Consider the following 17,496-nt stretch of genomic DNA (forward strand, 5'->3'; position numbering starts at 1 on the left):
CCTAACCTGTGACCACCACGATGACGCCCGGAGGCTGCTCAGCCACTTCCGGTGTCCGTGGTTCGACCGGAGCTTCCAGGAGTCGGCCCACTGCCTCGGCGGCCGCCTGCTCGCCTTCCGCCTCGCCGAAGTAGACCGTGGTCGCGGTGACTCCCGGCAGCGCCAGGTTGCCGACCTCGGCCACATTCCAGCCGCCGTCGCGCAGTCGGGTGGCGGTGCGATCCGCGACACCAGCTTGTTCGGAGATGTTGAACACGCGGACCTCGGTATTGGCTGCCTCCGGCGGCGGGGTGACCGAGGTCGTCGCGGGTGCCGCGGTTGCCGAAGAGGTCGTCACGGCCGGCACCGAGGAGTCACCGTCGCCGGAGTCGCTATCGGAGCCCATCGCCTGAAAGCCGACGAGAAGAAACACAATGCCCAGGAACAACAGCACCATCACCATGGCGCGCAGTGGTAGCCCGGAAGAGTCGGGAACGCGCTCGTTCATTTGGCCCACCCTATCGGTGGCTGCCGATTCGGCGAAAAACGACGCTCGATCGATATGAGCACAAACTCAGGAAAGATCCTAGGAAAGATCGAAGCCCAGTCGGCGGGCGGCACGTGCCTTCTGCCTACTGGCACGCAACCTGCGCAACCGCTTGACCAGCATCGGATCTGCTGCCAGCGACTCCGGCCGGTCCACCAGGGCGTTGAGAACCTGGTAATACCGTGTGGCCGACATCGAGAACAGTTCCTTGATGGCTTCTTCTTTGGCTCCGGCGTACTTCCACCATTGCCGTTCAAACGCAAGGATGTCGTGTTCACGACGGGTCAGCCCATCGGTGAGCTCAGCGTCATCCCCCGACCGCTCAGCTCTCGCCATGGCGCCGTCCATATTGCTCCCTTGGCCTTTCGCAAGCCCGAATGACATCGCGTGTCCGCAGCGAGTATTGAACCACGTACGCAACAGATGGGACGGCACCCGAGCCCGCGCGTCGGCTGACTTAAGATTGCCGACCATGGCAGTCGTACCAATTCGGATCGTGGGAGATCCTGTTCTGCACACCGCAACCAATCCGGTGCCGGTCGGAGCCGACGGTTCACTGCCGGCCGAGGTCACCGAGTTGATCACCGATCTCTACGAAACCATGGACGCCGCATACGGAGTCGGCCTGGCGGCCAATCAGATCGGCGTGCCGTCACGGGTGTTCGTCTATGACTGCGCCGATGAGCGCGGGCAGTCGACGCGCCGTCGCGGCGTGGTCGTCAATCCGGTCCTGGAAACCTCCGACGTTCCCGAGACGATGCCCGATCCCGAGGACGACGACGAGGGCTGCCTGTCGGTGCCCGGCGAATCGTTCCCGACGGGCCGCGCGACATGGGCCAAGGTGACCGGACTCGATGCCGACGGTAAGGAGATCACCCTCGAGGGCACCGGTCTGTTCGCCCGGATGCTGCAACACGAGACGGGCCACCTCGATGGTTTCCTCTACCTGGACCGGCTGGTCGGCCGCAACGCCCGCGCCGCCAAGAAGACGGTGAAATCCAACGGCTGGGGCGTCCCCGGCTTGTCGTGGTTACCCGGTGAGGGACCTGACCCGTTTGGCCACTAGCCCCGAGCTACCGTCCGTCGGCAGCCGCGTAAGCATCCGATACCGGCTGGTGAGCGGCCTGACCGACGTGGTCGGCCATCTCGAGGCGGTGACGCCGCGGGTGCTGGTGCGCACCAAATCCGACGGTGTCGTCGAGGTCACGCCGAAGGACATCGTCGCGGTGCGCGAGCTATCCCATCGACCGGTCCGCGCGTCGGAAATCCGGGCCCTTGAGCATGCGGCGGCACTCGCCTGGCCGGGAACCGAGCAGCAGTGGCTGGCGGGCTGGTTCCTGCGGTCCGGCACCGTCGCAGGCGCGACTTATACGAGCCGGGCGAACTCGGCTATCCCCCTTGATTTCTCGGCGGCACTGGCGGACCTACCCGAGGTGGTCGACTGGTATCGCGAGCGCGGGCAACCCGCCTGGCTGGCGGTGCCCGAGCGGCTGCTGCGGGTCAGCGCCACCGGAATCAAACCCACCCGGGTGATGGTGCGCGACGTGCCCGAGCTCGCCGATGTGCCTGCGGTGGCCCTGGCCGCGCAACCCGACGCCAGTTGGCTGGCCATCTATCACCGTGATGTGCCAGCCGAGGTGCTGACCGCGGTCATCGACGGTGACGTGGTCTTCGCGACGGTGCCAGGAGCTGCGGTCGGGCGTGGGGCGGTGACGTCCGCACCGGACGGCACCCGCTGGCTCGGCATCTCCTCGGTGCGGGTGGCGGACGATCACCGCAGGCAAGGCCACGCCACAACGGTGTGCGCGGCGCTGCAGAGCTGGGGTGCACAGCGCGGCGCGCAGCAGGTGTATGTCGAGGTGCTGGCCGATAACACCCCGGCGATCGCACTGTATGAGGCGATGGGTTTCCGGCTGCATCACAGCCACCGCTACGTCGCGGCCGAGTCGGTACTGGGCCCTACTCTGTAGCCGTGTCTGACAACCGCGCGACTGACGACTCCCTGCGACTTGCCACCTGGAATGTGAACTCGATCCGCACCAGGATTGACCGGGTGATCGACTGGCTGGCCCGCGCCGACGTCGACGTGCTGGCCATGCAGGAGACCAAGTGCACCGACGCGCAGTTCCCCACCATGCCGTTCGCCGCATTGGGTTACGAGGTGGCGCATGTCGGGGTCAACCAGTGGAACGGCGTGGCGATCGCCTCGCGGGTCGGTCTGGACAATGTCGAGGTCGGCTTCGACGGGCAACCGACCTGGAGCAGTAAGCCCGACCAGGCGGCGGCCGCCGAGGCGCGGGCCATCGGCGCCACCTGCGGTGGGGTGCGGGTCTGGAGTCTGTATGTGCCCAACGGCCGCACCCTGGACGACCCTCACTATCTCTACAAGTTGGAATGGCTTGCCGCGCTCCGTAATACCGCAGCGGGCTGGCTCAGCGACGATCCCAGCTCACCCATCGCACTGGTCGGCGACTGGAACATCGCACCCACCGACGAGGACGTCTGGGATGTCACCAAGTTCGACGGCAGCACCCACGTCTCGGCAGCGGAGCGGGCCGCGTTCACCGCGATGGTCGACGCCCAATTCGCCGATGTGGTGCGGCCTTTCACCCCTGGTCCCGGGGTGTACACCTACTGGGACTACACCCAGCTGCGGTTTCCCCGCAAGGAGGGCATGCGGATCGACTTCATCCTCGGCTCCCCCGAGTTGGCGCAGCGCGTCGTGCACGCCGAGATCGCCCGCGATGAGCGGAAACCCGGTAAGAAAGGCACCCCGGCACCCAGCGATCACGCGCCGGTACTGGTGGACCTGTCCCGCTAAGCGGGCCCTGGCTTCACCCCGATGGTGATCAGGTCGCTCACCAGCTGGGTCCACGCGGGTCGCCGGACCCGATGCTGATCGCTGATCTCGAAACCGGCGTCTTTGAACAGTGTCCGCATATCCGCCGGTGACGGATTGTGCGCGGGATTGCTCAGGTTGGCCGAGAGGAACTGCAGCGGTAGCAGTTGCCGCGGGCTGATGGTGGCTACCGCCGCCACCCCACCGGGGGCCAACACCCGGTGGAATTCCCGCAGGGCCGCGGGCTGGTCGAAGAAGTGAAACGCCGAGGTGGTGACGACCGCGTCGAGGAAGCCGTCTTCGAACGGCAACTGTTCGGCCGGGCCCTTCATCCACCGCACGTCAGCGGAGCGCCGCCGGGCCTGGGCCAACATCCCATCGGACATATCGACGCCGTAGACCTCGTCGGGTCCGATTTCGCGTCGGATCCGGTCGGCGAGAATGCCTGTGCCGCACGCGATATCGGCGATCCGACGGGATCCGTGCTTCTGCAGTGCCGCGATTGCCTCGTCTTGGGCCGGACGGTACACCAGGCGTTGCAGGCATGCCTGGTCGTAGGCGGGGGCGGCGAAACTCCAGAACTTGGTGACAGCTGAGTTGAATCCGCGACGCTGCACTGTAGTCATGGCATCCACTGTAGGAGCGGCACCCGTTTGATCTGGTCAGACACCATCAGGCGTCGTTATCGGCCCCCGGCGCCGTCGCATACTTACCCGGATTGAACAGCGATGCCACCGCACCGATCAGCATCATCACCGCCGCCGCGATGAACACCACCGTCAGGCCGGAGTGGAACGGCGCGGTGATCAATTCCGGGAAGAATGTCTTGCCGGTCAGTACCTCGACATTCACTCCGGGCTGATTCAGGGCACCCGACGGAGCCAGCAGTTCGGCGATCGGGTTGTATCCGAGGAACGCCGCGAACAGGCTGCCCACCGGCGGCAGGTTGGCCACATCGTTGGCCACGGATGCCGAAACCCCCTGTGCCTGCAGGCCGGTGCTCAACGCCGACGGCAGGGTGTTCGACAATCCGATGATCATCAGCGAGAAGAACACGCCGATCGACAGCGACGAACCCGCGTTGAAGAACGTCGCCCGCACTCCTGATGCAGCGCCGCGCTGCGCGGCGGGGACGCTCGACATGATGGCCGCGGTATTGGGCGAGGTGAAGATGCCGCCGCCGAGGCCGTTCAGGAAGGCCAGGGCAGCGAAGATCGCGTAGTTGAAGTTGACCGGGATCAGCACCAGGCCCACGAATGTGGCCGCCATCAGCAGCATGCCGCCGACGGTGAACGGTCGGGCGCCGTAGCGGTCCGAGAGCAATCCGGCGATCGGTCCGGCCACCAGGAACCCGATGGTGATCGGCAGCAGATAGATGCCCGCCCACAGCGGGGTGGATTCAAAGCTGTAGCCGTGCAGCGGAAGCCAGATGCCTTGTAACCAGATGATCAGCATGAACTGCAGACCGCCGCGACCCATCGACGACATCAGCCCGGCCAGGTTGCCCATGCCGAACGAGGCGGATCTGAACAACCGGATGTCGACCATCGGCGAATCGACGTGCAATTCGATGAAGCAGAACGCCACCAGCGCCAGCAGTCCGAACGCGATCGACCCGAATACCCACGGATTGGTCCAGCCGGTAGTGGAGTCGCCGTAGGGCTGGATGCCGTAGGTGATGCCGACCAGCAGCACCGTCAGGCCGATACCGAACGACAGGGTGCCCGCCCAGTCCAGCCGACCGGGCGTGCGGACCCCGAGTTCTTTGAGCGACCGGATGCTCCAGATGGTGCCGAGGATGCCGATCGGCACGCCGACCCAGAAGATCGCCTTCCAGTGCCACTCGGAGAGAAAACCGCCGATCAACAGGCCCAGAAAAGACCCGGCGACCGCGGCGACCATGTTCACCCCCAGCGCCATACCGCGCTGCTTGGCGGGGAAAGCGTCCGTCAGGATCGCCGACGACGACGCCATCAGCATCGCGCCACCGATGCCCTGGAACACCCGCCAGGCGATCAGCCAGATCGCCCCGCCGTCGAGTGACATCGGGTCGAACGACAGCGCCACGGCACCGATGGTGAACACCACGAAACCGAGGTTGTAGATCTTCACCCGGCCGAACATGTCGCCGAGGCGGCCGAACGGAACCACCAGCACCGCCGTCACCACCAGATAACCCATCAGCATCCACAGCAGATAGCTGACGTTTCCGGGGGCCAGCGGGTTGAGCCCGATACCGCGGAAAATCGCCGGGAGCGAGATCAGCACGATCGAGGCGTTGATGGTGGCCAGCAGGGTGCCCAAGGTGGTGTTGGACAGGACGACCCACTTGTAGTGGGGGTGATCGTGGTCCATCCGGACCCGGCGCCCGGCAGTGACGTCCTCCGCCGTGTTCGGGTCTGGCTGCGTGGTCGCTTCGCCCTCTAAGCCCTGGCTCTTCGTCATCGCGGTCTCAGTCGGCCCAATCTCGCTAGTCATCCGGGTGTGCAGAACGCACCTCTCGGTGCGCAGGATTCACATATGTTAGCTATACAAACCTTCGCTGGGCAATTCCATTCCCCCACCCCGCCCCGCCCCACTGCTGCGCTAGGTTGAAGCACGAAACGTTGAAGCACGAAACAACGCGGGAGCGCACACCAGGGCGCTGAGAGGACGGCCGGGGCCGTCGACCGTCCGAACCTGACCGGGTTATGCCGGCGTAGGGAGCAATAGGTGAATGTGCTGCCGCTGAGCCCATCGGGCCAGACGCCACTGCGGGTGATGACCATCGCCGGTTCCGATTCCGGCGGGGGCGCTGGTATTCAGGCTGACCTGCGCACCTTCGCGATGCTCGGAATGCACGGCTGCGTCGCCGTCACCGCCGTGACGGTGCAGAACTCCATGGGCGTCAAGGCTTTCCACGAGATTCCGCTCGATATCATCGCCGGCCAGATCAGTGTGGTGGCGTCCGATATCGGCATCCAGGCCGCCAAAACCGGCATGCTGGCCTCGTCGGAGATCATCGGGACCGTCGTGGAGACCTGGCAGACCGACGTTCTCGGGGCGGCATCTGGCCCCGTTCCGCTGGTCGTCGACCCTGTCTGCGCATCCATGCACGGCGATCCGCTGCTGCACCCGTCGGCGTTGAATTCGATTCGCAGTCAACTCTTCCCGCTGGCCACCCTGGTGACACCCAATCTCGACGAGGTGCGACTACTGGTCGATATCGATGTCGTCGATGAGGGTTCCCAGCGCGACGCCGCGCAAGCGCTGCATGCCCTCGGTCCGCAGTGGGCACTGGTCAAGGGCGGGCACCTGCGGTCGTCGACGATGAGCCCGGATCTGCTCTATAACGGCACCGATTTCTACGAGTTCGACGCCGAGCGCATCAACACCACCCATGATCATGGTGCGGGCGACACGCTGGCGGCGGCCACGACCTCCGCACTCGCGCATGGTTATTCGGTGCCCGACGCCGTCGCATTCGCGAAATCCTGGGTCACCGAGTGCATCCGCGCGGCCTATCCCCTCGGCCACGGCCACGGCCCGGTGTCGGCGTTGTTCCGGTTATCGCAGTGAGCGCGGACGTGGCTGGCAGGTTTGCCGAGATCGCTGGGGTCGTGCATCAGCCCGCCGGCGAACCGGTCGGCGTGGTGCTGCTCACCCACGGCGCAGGCGGCAGTCGGGAGTCGCCGTTGCTGGTCCGGATCTGCGATGAGTGGGCCGGGCGCGGCTGGCTGGCGGTCCGCTACAACCTGCCGTTCCGCAGGCGGCGCCCCAAGGGCCCCCCGTCGAACTCGGCGGCCAGTGACCAACAGGGCATCCACGAGGCGATCGAACTCGCCCACACTGTCAGTCCCGGCCCAGTCCTAGCGGGCGGGCATTCCTACGGCGGGCGGATGACCTCGATGGTTGCTTCCCGAGGAGAGGCCGACCTCGCGGCGCTCACCTTGTTCTCATATCCGCTGCATCCGCCCGGCAAGCCCGAACGCGCGCGCACCGAACACCTGGCCGATCTCACCGTGCCCACCGTCTTCACCCATGGCACCGCCGACCCGTTCGGCACCATCGACGAGATCACCGCGGCGGCGGCGGTGATCGCGGCGCCGACGACGATCGTCGAGGTCACCGGGGCACGCCACGACCTCGGTTCCAAGACCCTTGATGTGCCCAAACTCGCAGTTGACGCAGCCCTAATCCTTACTCGGCGGTAATGTACGGTTCTTACATGACAGCGGAGCATTCGGCCGCCTTCGATGCGTTGATTGTCGGCGCCGGTTTCGGCGGCATCGGAGCGGCGATCCAACTCAAACGCCTCAAGATCGACAACTTCGTCATCCTTGACCGTGAGGACGACCTCGGCGGCACCTGGCACGTCAATCACTATCCCGGCCTGGCCGTCGACGTCCCCACCACCACGTATTCGTACTTTTTCGAGCCGAACCCGAACTGGTCTCGGCTGTTCTCCACCGGCGCGGAAATCAAGCAGTACGCCGACGACGTCGCGGATAAGTACGACGTCCGACGGCATATCCGGTTCAACGCGAAAGTCGAAGGCGCGCGATGGGACGAAGAAGCCAAGCTCTGGCGGGTGAGCCTGGCCGACGGTGAAACGCTGAGCACCCGGTACCTGATCACCGCCACCGGTTTCCTGTCGCAGCCGGCCTTCCCGGATATCGCCGGGATCAACGATTTCGCCGGCAAGGTCATCCACACCACCGACTGGGATGACAGCTATCGCGCCGACGGCAAGCGGGTCGCGATCATCGGTACCGGCGCCACCGCGGTGCAGCTGATCCCGGAGCTCGCGAGAACGGCTGCGGACCTGACGGTGTACCAGCGGACCGCCATCTGGGTGGTGCCCAAGATCGACATCCGATTCTCCGAGCGCGCCAAACGACTGTTCGCGAGGGTGCCGCTGGTTCAGCGGGCGATCCGCTGGTTCACCGACACCCTGTACGAGGGTTTCGCTACGGTGGCGCTGCAGGACCGGAAGCTGCATCGGCTCAGTGTCGCCGCTGGTGATCTCGCCAAAATGCAACGATTCGCCTCGATCCGCGATAAGTCGTTGCGGGACAAGCTGACCCCGGACTACGACTTCGGCTGCAAGCGGCCATCATTTTCCAACAGCTACTACCGCACCTTCACCAAACCGCACGTCCACCTGCAGACCGACGGTATCGACCACATCCAGTCCGACGGCATCGTCAACGCCGACGGCACCAAGACCGACATCGACACCTTGGTGCTGGCCACCGGTTTCGACCTCTGGGAAGCAAACTTCCCGGCCATCGAGGTGATCGGCCGCGAAGGCCGCAATCTCGGAAAGTGGTGGCGCGACACCAGGTTCCAGGCCTATCAAGGCGTGTCGATGCCGTTCTTCCCGAATTTCCTGAGTCTGGCCAGTCCGTACGCCTTCCTCGGCTTGAACTTCTTCAACGCTATGGAATACCAGATGAAGTTGATGGACCGGCTCTTCACGGAGGTGAAGCGTCGCGGCGCGACCACCTTCGAGGTGACCGAGGAAGCCAACACCCGATATCTGGACCGAATGACCGAACTGATCGGCGAGTCGTTGTGGATCAACGGCAATTGCTCGTCGGCGCGTTCCTATTATTTCAATCCCAGCGGGGAGCCGTCGCTGCTGCGCCCGATGGGGACAAGCACCGCGGTACGCGAGGCGATGAGTTTCCCACTGAGCGACTATCAGATCTCCTGAACCGAAAGGCTTTTGAATGACTGCCGCAGCTGCAACCGCCGTTCCCACCGCCAAGCGCAATTCGCGCCTGCTCCAGATCGGCGGCCTTGTGCTCGCCGGTACCGGCGTGGCCCATTTCGTGAAGCCCGAGCTGTTCGAGGGAATCACCAAGCAGGCGTTTCCGCGGAATACCCCCACGCACCTCCGCATCAACGGCGGCCTCGAAACGGCAATCGGACTCGGGCTGGCTGTTCCCAGCGCGCGCAAGTTCGCGGTCATCGGCGCCATCGGATACGTTGCCTACCTCGGTGCCAACGTCGCCAGGAACGCTAGGTAGCCCTAGCCGCAAAGCCGGCGATGATGCGGTCACACACCGCATACATCTCTTCGCGCGCATTCTCGGGATCGTCTGCGCGCGAGACATACAACGCGGCCTCGTCCAGCGCGGCCAACAGCACATGAGCACTGGCGCGTACCGGCTGCTCCGGTAGTGATCCGTCGGCGACCCCTTGGGTCAGCATCGCCTCGATGACACCGAGACCGTATTTGACGCCCACCTCCCGCCAGCGCTCCCAACCCAATACCGACGGTGCGTCGATCAGCACGATCTGCTGCACGTGCGGTGCCGCGCACAGGTCGAGGAACAACCGGGCACCGAGCCGCATCGCTTCGATCGTCCCGGCCGGCTGCGCGTCCGCGATCCCGGTGGCGACCCCGGTGACCAGTTCGGCCTCGACGTCCTCGTAGACGGCGGCGAACAGCTCGGTTTTATCGGCGAACTGATGATAGAGGGCACCGCGGGTGACCCCGGCGGCGTCACCGATCGCCTGGGTAGACACCTCACTGAAGCCCTTGCTGGCGAACAACTTCCGCGCGGCAGAGGTCAACACCGCGCGGGTGGCTGCGGTGCGTTCCGCCTGGGTACGACGAACGGGAGGGTTGACTTTCATACAGCGTGTACGTAACTTTCATACTCAGAGTTTGTAAGTTCGCGAAAGGATAGCCGATATGCCACCCGACGTCGTGCACAAAGTCACGCTGCCACAGGCCGTCATCGATTACCGCATCCTTGGCCCCGCCGAGTCAGCCCACCCGCCGGTACTGTTCGTGCACGGCGCCCTCGTCGACCACCGCCTTTGGCTGACAGTGGCACAACGTCTGGCGCAGCAGGGATTTCGCTGCATTCTGCCGGACTGGCCGCTGGGCTCGCACACTACGCCGGTGACCCAACGCTCCGCCCTGTCACCGGCCGGGGTGGCGGAGATGATCCACGACTTCCTGGTCGAACTCGACTTCGACGATGTCACGTTGGTCGGTAACGACACCGGCGGCGGCCTGTGTCAGTTCCTGGTCGACGCGCATCCAGAACGCATCGGTCGACTGGTGCTGACCAACTGCGACGCATTCGACAAATTCCCACCGTTCCCGTTTGACATGGTCTTTGCGCTGTTACGCGGGCCGAAATCCATCCGTGCGCTGATGACGATGATGGGCCCGGCGCCGATCCGGCACTCCCCACTCGGCTACGGCCTGCTGGCAGGCAATCCCGATCCGGCGCTGACGGCGTCGTGGCTTGCCCCGTCGCGCAACGACTCCCGGATCGCCGGCGACCTCGCCACACTGGCGCGAGGCATTGCCGCCACCGATCTGATCGAGGTCTCCAGCCGGCTGTCACGGTTCACCAAGCCGGTGACCCTGGTGTGGGGCCTGGGTGACCGGTGCTTCACCCCGACGCTGGGCCGCAGGCTGGCCGCACTGTTCCCGAACTCCACCTTCACCGAGGTGCCCGGGGCCCGCACCTTCGTGGCGCTCGACGAACCCGCGGCCGTGGCCGATGCGGTGGCGCGAATATCGGGGGTCGGCGTCGCCATCTGATCCAGCCCCGGCCGATCACCTGAGCGTGCTATCAGTTGACGGGTGAGCGCACCCCTGGCGCGGCGGCTTGGCCCGGTCGACGCCGTCACGATCGGGCTTGGATCGATGATCGGCGCGGGGGTGTTCGCCGCGTTCGCGCCCGCAGCGGCCGCTGCCGGCTCCGGGCTGCTGATCGGGCTGGCGGTCGCGGCGGTGGTCGCGTACTGCAATGCGATGTCCTCGGCGCGCCTGGCCGCCCGCTATCCCGAGTCCGGCGGCACCTATGTCTACGGCCGGGAACGCCTCGGTCCCTTCTGGGGCTATCTGGCGGGCTGGGCGTTCATTGTCGGAAAAACCGCCTCATGTGCGGCGATGGCTTTGACCGTCGGGGCGTATGTGTGGCCGGCGCAGGCCCGCGCGGTGGCCGTGGGGGCGGTCGTCGTGCTGACCGTGCTGAACTGTTTCGGCGTTCAGCGCTCCGCACTGTTGACCAGGGTGATCGTGGCCGCCGTCCTTGCGGTGCTGGCTGCGGTGGTGGTCGGGATTGCGCTGTCGGGTGTCGGCGATTCCACCCGCCTCGATATCGGCGGCGAGGTGGGCGCAGGCGGGGTGCTGCAGGCGGCGGGCCTGCTGTTCTTCGCGTTCGCCGGGTATGCGCGCATCGCCACCCTCGGCGAGGAGGTCCGCGACCCCGCCCACACCATTCCGCGGGCGATCCCGGTGGCCTTGGGTATCACCCTCGCGGTCTACGCCGCTGTCGCGGTGGCACTGCTGGCCGTGCTGGGCAATGGCGGCCTGGCGGTGTCCACGGCGCCGCTGACCGATGCCGTCCGAGCCGCCGGCCTGGCCTGGTTGGTCCCGGTTGTCCCGGTCGCAGCGGCCTTGGCGGCGCTCGGCGCGCTGCTCGCGCTGATCCTTGGCGTTTCCCGCACGACGCTGGCGATGGCGCGCGACCGGCATCTGCCCCACCGATTGGCAGAAGTACATGCGGGGGTGCCGCGCTACGCCGAGATCACCGTCGGAATCATGGTGGCGGTGCTCGCCGCCACCTTGGATCTGCGAGGGGCCATTGGCTTTTCGTCGTTCGGCGTGCTCACGTACTACGCGATCGCCAACTGCGCGGCATGGGACCTGCGGCGCGGCCTGATCCCCGTCGCGGGCCTGCTGGGCTGCGCGATTTTGGCCTTCTCGCTGCCACTGACCTCGGTGGTGACCGGTGTGGCCGTGCTCGCCGCTGGTGCGCTGGTCTATCTGGTCCGGGCGAAATTGCACAGGTGAAACTGGACAGTTTGAACTGTCTAACCTAGGCTCTTGAGAGTGCAGAGAGTCAGCGATTCATCGGTGCGCGCCGCCCGGGATCTACGGGTGATGTTCTCCCGACTACGCCGACGACTGAAGGAACTCGCTACCGACGAGGACCTGACGCCGTCACAGACAGCGGTGTTGATCCGTCTCGTCAAGGACGGACCGGCATCGACAAGCCAGCTGGCCGGCGCCGAACGCGTACGCCCGCAGTCCATGGCGGCCACCCTGGTTGGGCTCGACAGGCAGTCGCTGATCTATCGCACCCCTGACCCCGATGACGGGCGTCGCCAACTGATCGCGCTGACCGCAGAAGGTCAGCGTCGCGCACAGAGCGATCGCCAGGTTCGTGACGAGTGGCTGGTTCGCGCGATGCAGGACCAGTTCACCGAAGTCGAACGCGGGGTCATCCTCGAAGCGCTCACCCTGCTGGAGCGAATCACCGATTAGCAAGGAGCACAAGCACTATGGAATTAGGCGTGCACTACATCGATTTTCTACCCGGCGACCCGACGAAACTCGCGCCCACCCTGGCCGCGACGGCCCAGGCCGCCGAACAGTCCGGCGCGACGATGTTCACCATGGCCGACCACTTCTTCCAGATGGAAACTGTCGGGCGGGCCGATGACCCATTCCTGGAGGGCTACACCTCACTGGGCTTTCTGGCCGGTAAGACCGAGCGCATCGCGTTGACGATGCTCGTCACCGGCGTCACATATCGCTATCCCGGAATTCTCGCGAAAACCGTTGCCACTCTTGATGTTCTCTCCAGCGGGCGATCGATGTTCGGTATCGGCGCGGCCTGGTACGAACGCGAGCACCTGGCGCTCGGTGTGCCCTATCCACCGCTGCGCGATCGGTTCGAAATGCTCGAAGAGACCCTGCAGATCTGCGCGCAGATGTGGAGTGACAACGACGGGCCGTACCAGGGCAAGCACTACCAGCTCGTCGAGACAATCTGTGTACCGCAACCGATCCGGCGACCACCGGTACTCATCGGCGGCGACGGCGAGAAGAAAACGTTGCGGCTGGTCGCCCAGTATGCCGATATCTGGAACACCACCACGATGGACCCCGACGTAGCTGCACACAAGGTTGACGTCCTGAACCGGCATTGCGACGACGTCGGCCGCGACCCCGCCACCATCCGTAAGACCGTCGGCCTGTTCATCGACCCGTTCTCGGGCGACGGCGCCTTCTTCCGGACGGCCGAGAAATTCGCCGCACTCGGGTTCGATCTGGCCAACGTCGGGCCGTATCCGGGTGACCCGGACCCGGTGGGCTACGCGCGGCGACTGGGCGACGAGGTGGTGCCTCGGTTAGCCGAACTGGGCTAGTCAGGCCACCAAAACGCCTGCGGCCCCGGCCATGTGGTCGAGCACCGCCGCCGCCGCTTTGTCCGCGTCACCCGATTCGATGGCGTCGACGATCTCATAGTGTCGCTTGGCATCCATGTTCTTGATCGCCCGGTCGACCCCGGCGAACATGATCGACATCCGGATGCTGCCTTCCAGCGATGACCACGAGTGCAACAACGTCTCGTTGCCGGTCAGCTGGCACAGCGTCCGATGGAATTTGAGATCTGCCTCGATGCGGTCCTCGAGGTTGGCGGCCGCCCACTTCTCCATATCGGCAACGGACTGCCGCAGTGCGGCCACAGCGGCGGCCCGATCCGATCGGGTGGCCAGTTCGCGCGCGGCCAGGGATTCCAACGCCGCCCGGACGTGGAAGATATCGCGGATTTCCTTGGCGTCCAGGTGCCGGACCGACAGCCGGCCACGGGCTCCCGCCGAAATAAGTCCCTCTTGCTGCAACTCGCGCATGGCCTCACGCAGGGTGCCGCGGCTGATCTGCAACGCCTCGGAGAGTTCGGTCTCCACCAGGTGCGTGCCGGGCGCCAGTTGTCCGGTGGTGATGGCCCGTCGCAGCGCGCTCAGCGCCTGTTGCCGCAGGCTGGTCTTCTCCAGGCGCAGCAGTGGCGTCGCTTCGACGGACATTGGGCGCTCCCTGACTGTCAACATTTCTTTGTCAACATTGGATGCTACAGGCGGTCCAGCACCGTCGCGACGATCCGCGGCGTCGACAGGCCGTAGCGCTCGTGCAGGGTGGGCAGAGCGCCAGCGGCAAGAAACTCATCCGGTAGCCCGATCGGCGTGATCTGACGGCCCAGTCCTGCCCGCACACTGGCCGACGCCACCGTTTCGAATAGCCCGCCGACCACGGTGTGGTTCTCACACGTCAGCACCAGGCGATCGGTGTCGACCTCGGCAAGCACAGTTTCGGCGTCGAACGGCTTGATGGTCGGCGTGTGCACGACGGCGACATCCACGTGGTGCGTGGCCAGCGCGGCCGCGGCCTGCAGCGCGCGCATCGTCATCAGCCCGCTGGAGATCAGCACCACGTCGGCGCCGCCGCGCAGCACCTTGGCCTTGCCCAGTTCAAAGGTGTAGTCGTACTCGTCGAGCACGGTCGGGACCTGCCCGCGCAGCAGCCGCAAATAGGTGGGGCCCGGACTGGCCGCCAGCTGGGGCACGGCTTGGGAGATATCGACCGAATCGCAGGGGTCGACGATCGTCAGGCCGGGCATGCCGCGGAAGATCGCGATGTCTTCGGTGGCCTGATGCGACGGGCCGTAACCGGTGGTCAGACCGGGCAGGCCGCCGACGATGTTGACGTTCAGTCCGGGTTCGGCGATGTCGAGGCAGATGAAGTCATAGGCACGCCGGGCGGCGAAGACCGAATAGGTCGAGGCGAAGGGCACCAGGCCGACCTCGGCCATCCCCGCGGCCGCGCCGAACAGCAGCTGCTCGGCCATGCCCATCTGGAAGAACCTGTCGGCATGCGCTTGGGCGAAGATGTGCATATCGGTGTACTTGCCGAGGTCTGCGGTCAGCCCCACGATGCGCTCGTCGGCCTGGGCCGCGGCGACCAAGGCATGCCCGAACGGCGCCGATGTGGTGCGTTGCCCCGGGTCGGCGAACGAAGCGATCATCGCCGACGTGCGCAGCGGTGCAACGGTACTCATACGGAAACCCTCTCGTGTCCTGCGGTCAGTTGGTCGCGGCAGACCTGCCATTCGTCGGCGTCGATGCGCATGAAATGGGCCTTCTCCCGATTCTCCAGCAGCGGAACGCCGGCGCCAACCTTGGTGTCGCACAGGATGATCGACGGCACGCCGACCGATTCTCCTGTGATATCGCCAAACGCATCCAGCAGTGCATCCACGTCGTTGCCGTCGACGCGTTGGACATGCCAGCCGCAGGCGGTCCACTTATCGGCCACCGGTTCGGTGCGCAACACACCTTCGGTCGGCCCGTCGGCCTGCAGTGCGTTGATATCCACCATCGCGATCAGGTTGCCGAGCCGATGATGACTGGCCCCCATCGCAGCTTCCCAGGTGGAGCCCTCGTCGAGTTCGCCGTCGGAGAGGAAGTTGATCACCCGCGCGTCGCTGCCTTGGTGGCGCAGGCCGAGCGCCATCCCGACCGCGACCGTCAGGCCATGGCCGAGCGAGCCCCCGGAGATCTCCATTCCCGGTGTGTAGCTTGCCATTCCGGACATCGGCAACCGAGAGTCGTCGGAGCCGTAGGTGTCGAGCTCCTCGACGTCGATGATCTTCGCTTCGGCCAGCGCCGCATACAGCCCGATCGCGTAGTGCCCGGTGGACAACAGGAACCGGTCGCGACCTTCCCAATGCGGGTCATCAGCCCGGTAGCGGAGTTGGTGGGCGTAGACGCTGGCCAGCATGTCGGCGGCGCCGAGTGCCTGACCGACATAGCCCTGTCCCTGCGCCTGGCCCATGTCGAGCACGTGGTGGCGCATCCGGTAGGCCGCCTCGCGCACTGTGCGGGAGGCGTTCTCGTCCGGCATCAGATTGCCGCTGCGTGCGAACGGGGAGTACTGGCGGCCGCCTCGGCGGCCAGCTGACGCTCCCGCGGCCCCCAGGTCTCACGGGTGGCCAGCGCGGCCCACAACCCGATCGCGCCGTAGGTACTGAACAGCAGTGCCGGGCCGATCCAGCCGAACTGGACGAACAGCAGCGTGGTGATGAACGGGGTGAACCCGGACACCATCGCCGAAATCTGGTATGCCAGTGAGGCTCCCGATGCACGCGTGTTGGCATTGAACAGTTCGGGGAACCAGCCACCCTGGGCACCCGCCATGGCGTTCTGACAAACACCGTAGGCCACCGCAAACGTCGCGATGATCAGGATGAACAGCCCGGTATTGACAAGGAGGAACATCAGTACGCCGAACGGAATCGCAAAGGCCGTGACCCAGATGTAGACAGGCCTGCGGCCGATCTTGTCGGTGAGTCGCGCCCAGCCCATGGTGGCAAAGATGCCGATCGCCGATGCGATGCACAGCGCGGTCAGCGTTTCGGTCTTGGTGGCCAACTCAGCACCCTTGAGATAGGAGATCATGTAGGTGATCGACACGGCGTAGCCGGCGGTCTCCGCAATGCGAAGGCCGATGCCCCGCACGATGTTTCGCCAATCCTTCTTGACGACCTCGACGATGGGCGAGCGAACGATGTTGCCCTCTTCTTTGACGTCTTCGAACACCGGCGATTCCGGAACCCGGGCCCGGATGATCAGGCCCACCGCCACCAGCACGATGCTGGCCAGGAAGGGAACACGCCAGGCCCAGTCGCCGCCGAGATGCACACTGACCAGGAAGACCAGGTTGGCCAACAGCAGTCCGACCGGGAAGCCGGCCTGCACGATGCCGGTGTACTTGCCCTTCTGCTTCCAGGGCGCGTGCTCGTAGGCCATCAGGATTGCGCCACCCCATTCGGCGCCGAATGCCAGACCCTGGATGATGCGGACGGTGACCAGCAGGATCGGCGCGGCGATGCCGACCATGGCGTAGGTGGGCAGCAGACCGATCGCGAACGTCGCCAGACCCATCAGGATCAGTGAGGCCACCAGCACCGGTTTGCGCCCGACCTTGTCGCCGAGGTGCCCACCGATGATGCCGCCGAGTGGGCGGGCCAGGAAACCTACGCCCAGGGTGGCGAACGCTGCGAGCGTGCCTGCCACTGGGCTCTGACCCGGGAAGAAGGCGGTGCCGAAGTACAACGCGGCCGCGGTGCCGAACCCGATGAAGTCGTACGTCTCGATGACGGCGCCGACGCCGGAGCCGATTGCCACGCGGCGGGCGTCCTTGGTGCCGTGCACCGGACCTCGCATCTTCAGAGCGTCATCGCCCATGAGCCGATCCTTTCAACTACCGAGGGATAAGTCACTGTCGACGGTCAACAGTGAGTTGCATCTCCGAGTGTGACTCCGCGCACAC

Annotated in this window: 20 protein-coding genes and 1 riboswitch; of the genes, 11 read left to right on the forward strand and 9 right to left on the reverse strand. The window is 65.5% G+C overall.

Annotation, left to right across the window (positions count from 1 at the left end; translation table 11 throughout):
* Position 1 precedes the first annotated feature (1 nt).
* Positions 2-487 (reverse strand): LytR C-terminal domain-containing protein, encoded by a 486-nt coding sequence (locus tag ADBZ9O_RS29340; RefSeq protein WP_526526873.1) that lies wholly within the window; start codon positions 485-487, stop codon positions 2-4.
* A gap of 78 nt (positions 488-565) precedes the next feature.
* Positions 566-874: a nucleoid-associated protein NapA gene (gene napA, locus ADBZ9O_RS29345; protein WP_526533638.1), complete on the reverse strand. Its 309-nt coding sequence runs from the start codon at positions 872-874 to the stop codon at positions 566-568.
* A gap of 124 nt (positions 875-998) precedes the next feature.
* Between napA and ADBZ9O_RS29350 the strand changes: the two genes are divergently transcribed.
* The 3 genes from ADBZ9O_RS29350 to ADBZ9O_RS29360 are packed head-to-tail and all read left to right on the forward strand — an operon-like array spanning position 999 to position 3,347.
* A complete protein-coding gene (locus tag ADBZ9O_RS29350; RefSeq protein WP_526526875.1) occupies positions 999-1,592 on the forward strand; it encodes a peptide deformylase in 594 nt (197 codons plus the stop codon).
* Between the two features lie 49 nt (positions 1,593-1,641).
* A complete protein-coding gene (locus ADBZ9O_RS29355; protein WP_526526877.1) occupies positions 1,642-2,496 on the forward strand; it encodes an N-acetylglutamate synthase, CG3035 family in 855 nt (284 codons plus the stop codon).
* A gap of 32 nt (positions 2,497-2,528) precedes the next feature.
* On the forward strand, positions 2,529-3,347 hold the full coding sequence (locus ADBZ9O_RS29360) for an exodeoxyribonuclease III (protein WP_526533639.1): 819 nt from the start codon (positions 2,529-2,531) through the stop codon (positions 3,345-3,347).
* On the opposite strand, the gene ADBZ9O_RS29365 is transcribed toward ADBZ9O_RS29360, so the two are convergent.
* Both ADBZ9O_RS29365 and ADBZ9O_RS29370 read right to left on the reverse strand, forming a co-directional pair.
* The gene (locus tag ADBZ9O_RS29365) at positions 3,344-3,991 is read right to left on the reverse strand and encodes a class I SAM-dependent methyltransferase (RefSeq protein WP_526526879.1); all 648 of its coding nucleotides are present in this window, start codon (positions 3,989-3,991) and stop codon (positions 3,344-3,346) included. The genes ADBZ9O_RS29360 and ADBZ9O_RS29365 overlap by 4 nt on opposite strands.
* A gap of 46 nt (positions 3,992-4,037) precedes the next feature.
* Positions 4,038-5,810 (reverse strand): MFS transporter, encoded by a 1,773-nt coding sequence (locus ADBZ9O_RS29370; RefSeq protein ID WP_526526881.1) that lies wholly within the window; start codon positions 5,808-5,810, stop codon positions 4,038-4,040.
* A 168-nt stretch (positions 5,811-5,978) separates the two neighbouring features.
* Positions 5,979-6,087, forward strand: a riboswitch (TPP riboswitch).
* Here ADBZ9O_RS29370 and thiD point away from each other — a divergent pair.
* The 4 genes from thiD to ADBZ9O_RS29390 all read left to right on the forward strand — a co-directional run bounded on the left by thiD (position 6,078) and on the right by ADBZ9O_RS29390 (position 9,379).
* On the forward strand, positions 6,078-6,923 hold the full coding sequence (gene thiD / locus ADBZ9O_RS29375; protein WP_526526882.1) for a bifunctional hydroxymethylpyrimidine kinase/phosphomethylpyrimidine kinase: 846 nt from the start codon (positions 6,078-6,080) through the stop codon (positions 6,921-6,923). Its footprint overlaps the riboswitch before it by 10 nt.
* An 8-nt stretch (positions 6,924-6,931) precedes the next feature.
* On the forward strand, positions 6,932-7,558 hold the full coding sequence (locus ADBZ9O_RS29380) for an alpha/beta hydrolase family protein (protein ID WP_526526884.1): 627 nt from the start codon (positions 6,932-6,934) through the stop codon (positions 7,556-7,558).
* A 14-nt stretch (positions 7,559-7,572) separates the two neighbouring features.
* Positions 7,573-9,063, forward strand: coding sequence for a flavin-containing monooxygenase (locus ADBZ9O_RS29385; RefSeq protein WP_526526886.1), 1,491 nt, complete (start codon positions 7,573-7,575; stop codon positions 9,061-9,063).
* A 16-nt stretch (positions 9,064-9,079) separates the two neighbouring features.
* Positions 9,080-9,379, forward strand: coding sequence for a DoxX-related protein (locus ADBZ9O_RS29390; RefSeq protein WP_526526888.1), 300 nt, complete (start codon positions 9,080-9,082; stop codon positions 9,377-9,379).
* On the opposite strand, the gene ADBZ9O_RS29395 is transcribed toward ADBZ9O_RS29390, so the two are convergent.
* Entirely contained in the window at positions 9,372-9,992 is a 621-nt protein-coding gene (locus ADBZ9O_RS29395) for a TetR/AcrR family transcriptional regulator (protein ID WP_526526889.1), read from the reverse strand. The genes ADBZ9O_RS29390 and ADBZ9O_RS29395 overlap by 8 nt on opposite strands.
* A gap of 73 nt (positions 9,993-10,065) precedes the next feature.
* On the opposite strand from ADBZ9O_RS29395, the gene ADBZ9O_RS29400 reads away from it, so the two are divergent.
* The 4 genes from ADBZ9O_RS29400 (at position 10,066) to ADBZ9O_RS29415 (ending at position 13,535) form a co-directional block, all read left to right on the forward strand.
* Positions 10,066-10,917: an alpha/beta fold hydrolase gene (locus ADBZ9O_RS29400; protein WP_526533640.1), complete on the forward strand. Its 852-nt coding sequence runs from the start codon at positions 10,066-10,068 to the stop codon at positions 10,915-10,917.
* A 105-nt stretch (positions 10,918-11,022) separates the two neighbouring features.
* On the forward strand, positions 11,023-12,174 hold the full coding sequence (locus ADBZ9O_RS29405; RefSeq protein WP_526533642.1) for an amino acid permease: 1,152 nt from the start codon (positions 11,023-11,025) through the stop codon (positions 12,172-12,174).
* Between the two features lie 90 nt (positions 12,175-12,264).
* Positions 12,265-12,648, forward strand: a complete 384-nt coding sequence (locus ADBZ9O_RS29410) for a MarR family winged helix-turn-helix transcriptional regulator (protein WP_526533644.1) — start codon at positions 12,265-12,267, stop codon at positions 12,646-12,648.
* A gap of 17 nt (positions 12,649-12,665) precedes the next feature.
* Positions 12,666-13,535, forward strand: coding sequence for an LLM class F420-dependent oxidoreductase (locus ADBZ9O_RS29415; protein ID WP_526526891.1), 870 nt, complete (start codon positions 12,666-12,668; stop codon positions 13,533-13,535).
* On the opposite strand, the gene ADBZ9O_RS29420 is transcribed toward ADBZ9O_RS29415, so the two are convergent.
* Genes ADBZ9O_RS29420 through ADBZ9O_RS29435 form a run of 4 tightly spaced genes read right to left on the reverse strand, consistent with a single transcriptional unit; the run spans position 13,536 to position 17,411 of the window.
* The gene (locus ADBZ9O_RS29420; protein WP_526526893.1) at positions 13,536-14,195 is read right to left on the reverse strand and encodes a GntR family transcriptional regulator; all 660 of its coding nucleotides are present in this window, start codon (positions 14,193-14,195) and stop codon (positions 13,536-13,538) included. It lies immediately after the preceding gene.
* Between the two features lie 44 nt (positions 14,196-14,239).
* On the reverse strand, positions 14,240-15,223 hold the full coding sequence (locus ADBZ9O_RS29425) for a transketolase family protein (RefSeq protein WP_526526894.1): 984 nt from the start codon (positions 15,221-15,223) through the stop codon (positions 14,240-14,242).
* Positions 15,220-16,068, reverse strand: coding sequence for a transketolase (locus tag ADBZ9O_RS29430; RefSeq protein ID WP_526526896.1), 849 nt, complete (start codon positions 16,066-16,068; stop codon positions 15,220-15,222). Before ADBZ9O_RS29430 ends, ADBZ9O_RS29425 begins: the two co-directional genes overlap by 4 nt.
* Positions 16,068-17,411, reverse strand: coding sequence for an MFS transporter (locus tag ADBZ9O_RS29435; protein WP_526526898.1), 1,344 nt, complete (start codon positions 17,409-17,411; stop codon positions 16,068-16,070). The genes ADBZ9O_RS29430 and ADBZ9O_RS29435 overlap by 1 nt, the downstream gene beginning before the upstream one ends.
* Positions 17,412-17,496: the final 85 nt, after the last annotated feature.

It is taken from the genome of Mycobacterium sp. (assembly GCF_965229105.1).
Lineage (GTDB): Bacteria > Actinomycetota > Actinomycetes > Mycobacteriales > Mycobacteriaceae > Mycobacterium.

Bases quoted from the DNA above. Each gene is read 5' to 3' on its own strand.
- ADBZ9O_RS29370 (WP_526526881.1), bottom strand. From the start codon at position 5,810: ATGACGAAGAGCCAGGGCTTAGAGGGCGAAGCGACCACGCAGCCAGAC.
- ADBZ9O_RS29395 (WP_526526889.1), bottom strand. From the start codon at position 9,992: ATGAAAGTCAACCCTCCCGTTCGTCGTACCCAGGCGGAACGCACCGCA.
- ADBZ9O_RS29420 (WP_526526893.1), bottom strand. From the start codon at position 14,195: ATGTCCGTCGAAGCGACGCCACTGCTGCGCCTGGAGAAGACCAGCCTG.
- ADBZ9O_RS29350 (WP_526526875.1), top strand. From the start codon at position 999: ATGGCAGTCGTACCAATTCGGATCGTGGGAGATCCTGTTCTGCACACC.
- napA (WP_526533638.1), bottom strand. From the start codon at position 874: ATGGACGGCGCCATGGCGAGAGCTGAGCGGTCGGGGGATGACGCTGAG.
- ADBZ9O_RS29425 (WP_526526894.1), bottom strand. From the start codon at position 15,223: ATGAGTACCGTTGCACCGCTGCGCACGTCGGCGATGATCGCTTCGTTC.
- ADBZ9O_RS29430 (WP_526526896.1), bottom strand. From the start codon at position 16,068: ATGCCGGACGAGAACGCCTCCCGCACAGTGCGCGAGGCGGCCTACCGG.
- ADBZ9O_RS29365 (WP_526526879.1), bottom strand. From the start codon at position 3,991: ATGACTACAGTGCAGCGTCGCGGATTCAACTCAGCTGTCACCAAGTTC.
- ADBZ9O_RS29435 (WP_526526898.1), bottom strand. From the start codon at position 17,411: ATGGGCGATGACGCTCTGAAGATGCGAGGTCCGGTGCACGGCACCAAG.
- ADBZ9O_RS29410 (WP_526533644.1), top strand. From the start codon at position 12,265: ATGTTCTCCCGACTACGCCGACGACTGAAGGAACTCGCTACCGACGAG.
- ADBZ9O_RS29385 (WP_526526886.1), top strand. From the start codon at position 7,573: ATGACAGCGGAGCATTCGGCCGCCTTCGATGCGTTGATTGTCGGCGCC.
- ADBZ9O_RS29390 (WP_526526888.1), top strand. From the start codon at position 9,080: ATGACTGCCGCAGCTGCAACCGCCGTTCCCACCGCCAAGCGCAATTCG.
- ADBZ9O_RS29415 (WP_526526891.1), top strand. From the start codon at position 12,666: ATGGAATTAGGCGTGCACTACATCGATTTTCTACCCGGCGACCCGACG.
- ADBZ9O_RS29340 (WP_526526873.1), bottom strand. From the start codon at position 487: ATGAACGAGCGCGTTCCCGACTCTTCCGGGCTACCACTGCGCGCCATG.
- ADBZ9O_RS29405 (WP_526533642.1), top strand. From the start codon at position 11,023: ATGATCGGCGCGGGGGTGTTCGCCGCGTTCGCGCCCGCAGCGGCCGCT.